Source organism: Crenobacter sp. CS_VA4, from assembly GCF_055597485.1.
The window spans coordinates 1-7,608 of record NZ_JBVMAE010000058.1; the positions used below are offsets into that span (position 1 = coordinate 1).

8 protein-coding genes and 1 pseudogene are annotated in these 7,608 nt (G+C 55.6%); 7 read left to right on the plus strand and 2 right to left on the minus strand.

The features are described 5' to 3' along the window. Nucleotides 1–180 (plus strand): annotated as a pseudogene (locus tag ACZ2IA_RS22490) (TetR/AcrR family transcriptional regulator); the annotation flags it as partial. A gap of 115 nt (nucleotides 181–295) precedes the next feature. Beyond that, nucleotides 296–748, plus strand: a complete 453-nt coding sequence (locus tag ACZ2IA_RS22495) for a MarR family winged helix-turn-helix transcriptional regulator (protein WP_470294822.1) — start codon at nucleotides 296–298, stop codon at nucleotides 746–748. A gap of 411 nt (nucleotides 749–1,159) precedes the next feature. Here the strand turns inward: ACZ2IA_RS22495 and ACZ2IA_RS22500 are convergent, their stop codons facing one another. Together ACZ2IA_RS22500 and ACZ2IA_RS22505 are read right to left on the minus strand one after the other, a co-directional pair. Next, nucleotides 1,160–1,948 (minus strand): enoyl-CoA hydratase/isomerase family protein, encoded by a 789-nt coding sequence (locus tag ACZ2IA_RS22500; RefSeq protein WP_470294823.1) that lies wholly within the window; start codon nucleotides 1,946–1,948, stop codon nucleotides 1,160–1,162. Between the two features lie 18 nt (nucleotides 1,949–1,966). Beyond that, nucleotides 1,967–2,860, minus strand: a complete 894-nt coding sequence (locus tag ACZ2IA_RS22505; protein WP_470294824.1) for an alpha/beta hydrolase — start codon at nucleotides 2,858–2,860, stop codon at nucleotides 1,967–1,969. A 103-nt stretch (nucleotides 2,861–2,963) separates the two neighbouring features. Between ACZ2IA_RS22505 and ACZ2IA_RS22510 the strand changes: the two genes are divergently transcribed. From ACZ2IA_RS22510 to ACZ2IA_RS22530, 5 genes are all read left to right on the plus strand, one after another. Next, nucleotides 2,964–3,767, plus strand: a complete 804-nt coding sequence (locus ACZ2IA_RS22510) for an alpha/beta fold hydrolase (protein WP_470294825.1) — start codon at nucleotides 2,964–2,966, stop codon at nucleotides 3,765–3,767. Nucleotides 3,768–3,824: 57 nt separating this feature from the next. Next, nucleotides 3,825–4,274, plus strand: coding sequence for a nuclear transport factor 2 family protein (locus tag ACZ2IA_RS22515; RefSeq protein ID WP_470294826.1), 450 nt, complete (start codon nucleotides 3,825–3,827; stop codon nucleotides 4,272–4,274). A gap of 419 nt (nucleotides 4,275–4,693) precedes the next feature. Then, nucleotides 4,694–5,611: a SphA family protein gene (locus ACZ2IA_RS22520; RefSeq protein WP_470294827.1), complete on the plus strand. Its 918-nt coding sequence runs from the start codon at nucleotides 4,694–4,696 to the stop codon at nucleotides 5,609–5,611. A 366-nt stretch (nucleotides 5,612–5,977) separates the two neighbouring features. Continuing rightward, nucleotides 5,978–6,589, plus strand: coding sequence for a cytochrome d ubiquinol oxidase subunit II (locus ACZ2IA_RS22525; protein WP_470294828.1), 612 nt, complete (start codon nucleotides 5,978–5,980; stop codon nucleotides 6,587–6,589). A gap of 208 nt (nucleotides 6,590–6,797) precedes the next feature. Next, entirely contained in the window at nucleotides 6,798–7,367 is a 570-nt protein-coding gene (locus tag ACZ2IA_RS22530) for an alpha/beta hydrolase (protein WP_470294829.1), read from the plus strand. Nucleotides 7,368–7,608: the final 241 nt, after the last annotated feature.

Below are 7,608 nucleotides of genomic sequence, written 5' to 3' on the forward strand. Positions count from 1 at the left end.
TTGGAATTGGCGAAGCAGGTCGGGGCCCGCGACGCGCAAGCCTTGGCCAATGGCCTGGCTTTGCTGATTGAAGGCGCGTACGCCGCCAGTCAGACCTATGAGTCCGGACATCCCTTGCTGGCGGCGCTGCCTCAGGTGGCCGAGGCGATGCTTGATGCAGCCAGCTCCCCAAGCGCGTGATGTTGGTCTGAATGACCAACCAAGCGCCAAGCGGGAGCGCCGAAACGCAATGACAAAGAATGTTATTATGTGTGTATACCCTTAATTTCCAGTAGGAGCTAGATTAGGAGTAGATATGACTATGCCGAATGACATCTCCACCGAGGTCTCTTTGTGTAACTGTACAGCTATACGCAAGGCCGCGCGGCACATGACTCGCTTCTATGATGCATGTCTTGCCGAAGTTGGTTTACGTGGAACACAGTACATTATCTTGCGCTCCCTTTCTACGCGTGGCTCCATGACCATTAACGAGCTGGCTGAAGCCATGGTAATGGATAGAACAACGGTGGGGCACAACATTAAGCCGTTGCAGCGAGATGGCCTGGTTGCTATCGAAGTGGACCCACAGGATCGACGGTCTCGTATTGTTGTCCTCACAGATATCGGCCTTGAGAACGTACAACAAGGAGAGTCGGCATGGGCTAAAGCTCAGAGCCGATTTGAGAGTCAGTTTGGTCAAGAGAAGGCACGCGAGATGCGGATGGTGATGGCGCAGGTCACTAATACAGAACTTCTGATCGACTGAATCTATCCCCGCCACCAACGGTCTCCACAAGCTAATGCCCGTGATCAAGCGACGAAAATCGGCGCAATGCCCCCACTTTCTGTACTTCTCACGGGCGACAAGACAATTGGGCATGGTCTCTCAAGCCGAGTCACCGTGGGAAAGGTTAAATCGGATCATGCTCGATCCTGCCAGTAGATGCCGCACCCTCAAGTCCAACCGATACCCCAAGCCCTTCATTATGGATGGACTGCCCAATGCTATTGGCTGATGGCTCCGTAAAATTGGCCACAGATGATGTCTGTCGCCATGCCGGCTTCCTTATGAAAACGAATACCATTAGGACTATATGCGGAAGCCGGCATGGGCCAAGTTGCAAGGGACCAAAAGAGCAGCGTAATCCATTTAGCAACCCAGAGCTGACTGTGGAGGTCAGCGCCCCTTGAACTCAAGGATCGGGCGCTTATCGCCGCGAGCCAACGCACTTATCGCTGACTCTAGGCCGCGTTTGGCGTCCTCCGTTTCGAATAACGGCATCGATAGATCGAGTAGAGCCTCGTCAGCAGCCTGAACTCCACCAAGCCCCCACAAACGCAAAAGCGCCTTGTGCACCGCATGAGCGCGTGTCGGACCTGTCGCGAGACCATGGACAAACGCAGCGACTTCGGTCTCAAGATCGTTATCGACGACAACACGATTGACGATGCCGCGATTAAACATAGTTTCGGCTGACATGGGTTTCGACGTGAACGCGAGTTCTGCGGCAAAATTGCGCCCGGCTCGCTCAGCGACGCGCTGGACGCCGCCTAGCAGTGTCGTGATACCGAGCGTCTGCTCAGGGTGTGCGAACGTTGCAGAAGCCGCAGCGAACATCATGTCACAACGAAGCACCAGCTCGAATCCGCCACCGAAACAGATGCCCTGCACGGCCGCTACGGTCGGAATGGGGAGCCGTTCAAAGCGATTGTAGACTGTCCAATATCGATCGAAGAGTGCCCTGAGCTCATTGGCATTTTTTCCTGGCCAGGGCAGGATATCGCCTCCGTAACTGAAGTTGGGGCCATTAGCTTTTAGTAATACGGCGCGCGCCTCACTGTTGGCGATTCTTTCGACGATTTCCTCGAAATTTTCCAAAAACTCGAGGCCGAGCCGATTCTGCGGCTGGTTATCGAGAGTGATAATCGCGATGGCGCCGTCAATGTGCGCAGTCATTTGCGTCATGTCTGTTGCTCCTGATAGTTAGCTGAGGTGTTCTAGGAACCAAGCCGTGGCTGCGGCTTTGGCAAGTGGGAACTGATCGAGATAGGGGTCGAAGTGCCCGCCCGAAATAAGCACAAGCTTCTTCGGCTCAAGTGCACGTTCATAGGCGGCAAGCTCCAGATCTGTGAGGGTGACCCGGTCATCTTGAGCGACGACCATAAGTAGCGGCGTCGGCGACACTCGAGCAATCCAGGCGCCGGGCTCATACATCCGCGCAGCTCGGGTCGAGCGCACCGTAACCTCGTTATCCCAGATGCCCTCTGGAATGGGTTGTAGATAGAAGTCGATGGCTTCTTTGGAACGATACGCCGCGGGAATGGCTGGATCGGTGCTGACAATCGCCTGCCGGCGCGGGGGCTCTCCGCGCAACTGTGCCCTTTCATCCTCAGCGAAGGCTTCTTCCAACATGGGCAGCGTATCGGGGGAAATACGTCGCAAACCCTGCTCATAACCACTAATCGTCGGCACCTGCGAGACCACGCAACGCAACCGTCGATCAGTAGCACCGAGAACTATGGCATGGCCTCCGGCATAGCTGGTACCCCACAGGCCCAGCCGATTCGGATCAACTTCTGGCCGGGACTCCAGGTACGAAATTGCCCTACGCCAGTCGGCGATCTGCCGCCACGGGTCAACATCGCCACGGGGCTCACCGCCGCTTGCTCCAAAGTTTCGATGGTCGTGAAGGAGTACCACAAAACCTGCTTCGGCAAAGGCTTTGGCAAAGCACTCGATACCATGACTCTTGGTCCCGGCATAGCCGTGCGCCATAGTAATGGCAGGATGAGGACCTGGGCCGTCAGGCAAGAAAAGCCATGCGCCTAGCGTGATCCCGCCATCAGCCGGGAAAGTGACATCCGTTCTGCTAACCATGCATCTAACTCCTCGTTGACAAATAGGTGGCCATGCACCTATTTTGTCACCTGCTGACGGGCAATGCAACGTCGCATGAGATGCAGAAAAGGAGATAGAGACGATGACACTAAAGCTACTTGATGCAGAGAAGACCCCTGACTCAGCCGAGCTCCCCGCCTCCGCGGCCCTCCGGGACAGCGATAAGCACACAGTGGTGTTCATCCATGGGTTCCTTGATGAAGGAAGTCTGTGGCACCCCGTATCAAATGCTCTTGCAGCCGAAGGCATAACCAGCGTGATGCTTGATCTGCCGGGCATGGGGAACCGTACTGCCGATCCAGGTCCGTTTACGCTGCACCGTCTTGCTCACGATGTCGCCAATGCAATGGACAAGTTAGATCACCCCGTTGTGCTCGTCGGGCACAGCATGGGGGCTCAGATTGCGGAGCTCGTTGCCATGGCATGTCCTGACCACATCGCGGCGCTGTTGCTACTTACGCCTGTGCCCCTAGGCGGCCTACCAATGCCCGACGAGATCGCATCCGTGATGCGCGCTCTTGGTGGTAATGCCGACGGCCAACGCCGTCTGCGCAGGCAGTTTGCGGGTCCCAACGTGGAAAGCGTGCTCGACAACTTAGTCAGTATCGGTATGAAAGTGCCAACGGCAACTGTCCAAGCCCTCTTCGAGGCGTGGAGCAGTGGCGCCATAGCTGGACAATCCGAAAGCCTGTTTAGAGGCCCCGTTCTGGTAGCCAGCGGATCCGACGATTCGTTTATTACCCCCGAGTTGCTGGACTCGCTGGTCACTCCACGGTTTCCACAGGCATCAACTGTATCGATCCGGAATGCCGGCCATTGGCCGCACGTGGAACGACCGGCGGTTGTGGCCGAGATCATTACTGGTTTCCTGACAGGTAACCCTTAGAGGCGCGGTCGAGAACGGCTCAGTAAGCAGGTTTTTTCAGAGGAGATAGATATCAGCATGGCAACAAATACTCGTGGCACAGCACAAGAACAGCCCTGGACTGACGCGTTTGCTCAAAACGATGCGAGCGCTTTTGAGGCGGCTCTTGCTGACGACGTGCGGCTGCAGGCAAGTGCGCTCATCAAGCCCATCATCGGTCGGGACTTAGTCAAGGTGGTGATGGCCGGGGCCAGTGCAGGTTACGCGCACCTAGTATTCATCGATCAGGCGAAAAATGGTAAACGGACATGGCTGGAGTGGGAGGCTCGCACCTTCAGTGGTCTGGAGTTATCAGGGGTTACGGTACTGACCATGAATGATAACGATGAAATTATCGAGATCAGCATTCATCATCGCCCCTTACTAGCGTTATTGAAATTTTCTGCCGAGCTGGGCGATCGGGTGAAGGACAAGGTCGATCGTAGTCATTTTTATCAACTGAACAGCTCCAGCACTCCGTCGCCATGACAAGCCTCTTTAACGCATGAAATATACAACCGGAAACCAGCAGCTTGTTCGATATCGACTTCAGGATGGTTTCCGGATCCTTCCTAATTACAGTCCCAATTTCCCCTATGCGAACTTAGTAAAGCGCCTGGACTAGGTCGATCTGGCGAAACCGAGTTATTTCTACTCAAGCTGGCATTCATACTGTGTGAGCCATCTGGTTCCTTTGTGTCACTCCCCCTGGAGCATGACCGTGGAGACTGCTTGCCTGTGATTAGCCTATCTGAGGATGTAGTTTATATGAAATCGATTCATCCTAGCCCAATTACCGCCACAGCCCCGTGGTCGCTTTATCAAGGAGATAAAACTGATCTGATATACACAAAATAAGGCAGACAACTAACAGATCTGCCTCTGCAATTAAAACAAAGGAGAGAGACATGAAAACAAGCCGCTCTGTGCTACAGCAAGGCAGTGTTCTGCTGCTTACCACCCTCGCCATTCCCGTCTTTGCCGCTGAAAACGGCAACGCCAACTGGCCACTTGGAGTCAATACCGTTTTGCCGGCCGTACTACCTTCTCGTGGAGAAACTGAACTCTATAATTATACGGCTTACTATACTGCCGACAGTTTCAGAGATAATCGTGAGAAATCTTCAATCCCAGAATTTAAGCTGGACTTGATTGCCGATGCACTCCGATTTGTTCATACTTGGAACATAGAAACAGGATCGGGTATCAACTTGAGTAGTGGCATTGTGGTCGGTGGCAACAATATCAGTGTCAAAGCATTTGGGGAGAGCGATGCTTCTACTGGTTTCAACAGTCTTTACGTGACCCCACTTTTCCTAACTTACTCTCCTACGCCCTCCCTGCACTTGCTGACTGGGTTCGGCGGCTATATTCCAATTGGCAATTATGACTCGCATCAACTTGCCAACTCTTCCACCCACTTTTATTCTTACACTCAAGAACTCGGACTAACTTGGTTTCCATCCTCAGCTTGGGAACTGTCACTAAGCTCGTCTCTGTCCTTCAATGCACCAAACCGTGAAACTCATTACCGCTCCGGCGATCTGTTCAACACTGATTTCTACATTGGTTATCAACTGCTAGATGCACCTAACTGGCGAGTTGGATTAGCTGGTTTTCTCACGAAACAGTTTACCGATGACACTCAGCAAGGACCAAACACCATTCAGGAAGGAAATCGACTGCATAAGGTAGCGGTAGGGCCACAGCTATTCTATTCGTGGAAACCGCACGCTGGCGTCGCCATCAAATGGTTGCAAGAAACCAACGTCAAGAACGGTCCCAAAGGCAACTCTATTTGGTGTGAGTTTGGCCTACCCATTTGACCCATCTAGAACTGGTCTAAATCATCATTGACCGAGTGCGAGGTGGTCAGACTTTAATTTAAAGCCATGCCACCTTCACTTCCCCAAAATTCATTGGACCACACCATTATGCTTATTTCTCATCAGACAGCCCATATTACCCGAGACAGACCAGTATGCTTTATGTCGGAGTTTGATACCCCCTTTTAATCAGAAAATTAGACGAGATGGCAGAGTCCATTACAGGGGCGTCCATATAATACAGCAGGCCAGCGTTGATAGAGAAACATTTAGTCATCGGCAGCGCGTGGCATGCCTGAGTCATTGCAAGCTGTTATTTGCGTTGCAATAAAGTAATCGGCAAAAAAAGTCACTTAATTCTGTCTGATGCGCCCGCTCACCGCGCTGCTGTTGCTGATGATCGCCGTGGCCAGCCTGTGGACGCCGCTGATCGACCCGACCATCGCCGCGCGCTGGTTCAGCCTGCCCAACCTGTTCTACCTGCTGCCGGTGCCGGTGCCGGTGGCCGTGGTACTGTGCGTCTGGGGCATCTTCCGCGTGGTCGCGCAGGGGCAGGAAAAAACGCCGTATTTCCTTGCCTTGCTCATCGCGGCACTCGGCTATGTCGGCTTCCTGGTCAGCATCTGGCCGCACCTGATCCCGCCCTCGGTGACGCTGTGGCAAGCGGCCGCTCCGCACAGCAGCCAGGCCTTCGCGCTGGTCGGTGCACTGGTGATCATCCCGATCATCCTGGCCTACACTGCGTTGGGCTACTGGGTGTTCCGCGGCAAGGTGCGCGAGAGTGACAGCGGCTATCACTGCCCCTCCCTGCTCGGCCCATCGGGCAGTCCATCAACGACGCGAGATCGCATCATGAGCACCGACAAGACGAGCAAATCCGGGCAATGGCGCTGGTTCATCGGCCTATGGCTGGCCGGCGTTGCGACGATAGCGCTGGTTGCGTCACTGCTCCACCTGCTGATCGACCTGGTGCGCTAGCCGCCCCTCCCGGGCGGTCGGCGTCCTTCGGTTTCATCGGGTGGCAGCCCCCGTCCTTGCTGCCGGGGAAAGGAGAATGGCCATGGCCAAGTTGAACATCGTGCTCATGCACGGCGCCTAGGGCGATGCCTCGTACTGACGGCACGTCATCCCCCTGCTGCAGGCCAAGGGCTATAGGGTTGCCGCGGTACAGAACCCGCTCGCCAGCCTGGCCGACGACGTCGAGCGCACCACCAAGCTCGCGGTGGCGCAAGGCGGCCCCACCCTGCTGGTCGGCCACTCCTACGGCGGCGCGGTGATCACCGGCGCTGGGCATGCCCCCAATGTGGTCGGGCTGGTCTATATCGCAGCATTCGCGCCCGACGAGGGCGATAGCCTGGGCGGCATCTTCGCGCGGCAGGCGCCGCCGGCCGGCGCCGGCCATATCGTGCCCGATGCGGACGGTTTTCTGTGGCTCGCCCCGGAAGCGTTCCGCGAGAGCTTCGCCGGCGACCTGGATGAGACCGAGGCGCTGGTGATGGCTGTGACGCAGAAGCCGATTGCAGGCCGCTGTTTTGAAGACAAGTCCGGCCCACCGGCCTGGAAAACCAAGCCGAGCTGGTACCAGATTTCGGAGGACGACCAGATGATTCCGCCGGAGGCCGAGCGTTGGATGGCGGAGCGAATCAAGCTGAGGAAAACGCTCTCCCTTGTGGCAAGCCACGCCTCATTGGCATCACATGCCCAGGAGGTGGCAGAGCTGATCGACGCGGCTACACGCACTTTCGAACAGGCCTAGGCCTCGCCTGCATTGATGAGGCGTGACGTCGCTTAGCGGCTGGGTCCAGTCGAGTTGTCTTGAAAACACAGGACAACTCAGTAAGACGGTCTTCAATCCGAGCGAAGCCACAAAGCCCAAAGCCCCGGCTCAGGGAGTCGGGGCTTTGGGTGCTTCGCAGCGGGGCTGCAAAGCGAATGGGGAGTCTGGCGGTGACCTACTTTCACATGGCGAATGCCACACTATCATCGGCGCAGAGGCG

Excerpts from the sequence above, each read along its gene's own strand:
- ACZ2IA_RS22495 (WP_470294822.1), top strand. The coding sequence starts at position 296 with ATGACTATGCCGAATGACATCTCCACCGAGGTCTCTTTGTGTAACTGT.
- ACZ2IA_RS22500 (WP_470294823.1), bottom strand. The coding sequence starts at position 1,948 with ATGACGCAAATGACTGCGCACATTGACGGCGCCATCGCGATTATCACT.
- ACZ2IA_RS22505 (WP_470294824.1), bottom strand. The coding sequence starts at position 2,860 with ATGGTTAGCAGAACGGATGTCACTTTCCCGGCTGATGGCGGGATCACG.
- ACZ2IA_RS22510 (WP_470294825.1), top strand. The coding sequence starts at position 2,964 with ATGACACTAAAGCTACTTGATGCAGAGAAGACCCCTGACTCAGCCGAG.
- ACZ2IA_RS22515 (WP_470294826.1), top strand. The coding sequence starts at position 3,825 with ATGGCAACAAATACTCGTGGCACAGCACAAGAACAGCCCTGGACTGAC.
- ACZ2IA_RS22520 (WP_470294827.1), top strand. The coding sequence starts at position 4,694 with ATGAAAACAAGCCGCTCTGTGCTACAGCAAGGCAGTGTTCTGCTGCTT.
- ACZ2IA_RS22525 (WP_470294828.1), top strand. The coding sequence starts at position 5,978 with ATGCGCCCGCTCACCGCGCTGCTGTTGCTGATGATCGCCGTGGCCAGC.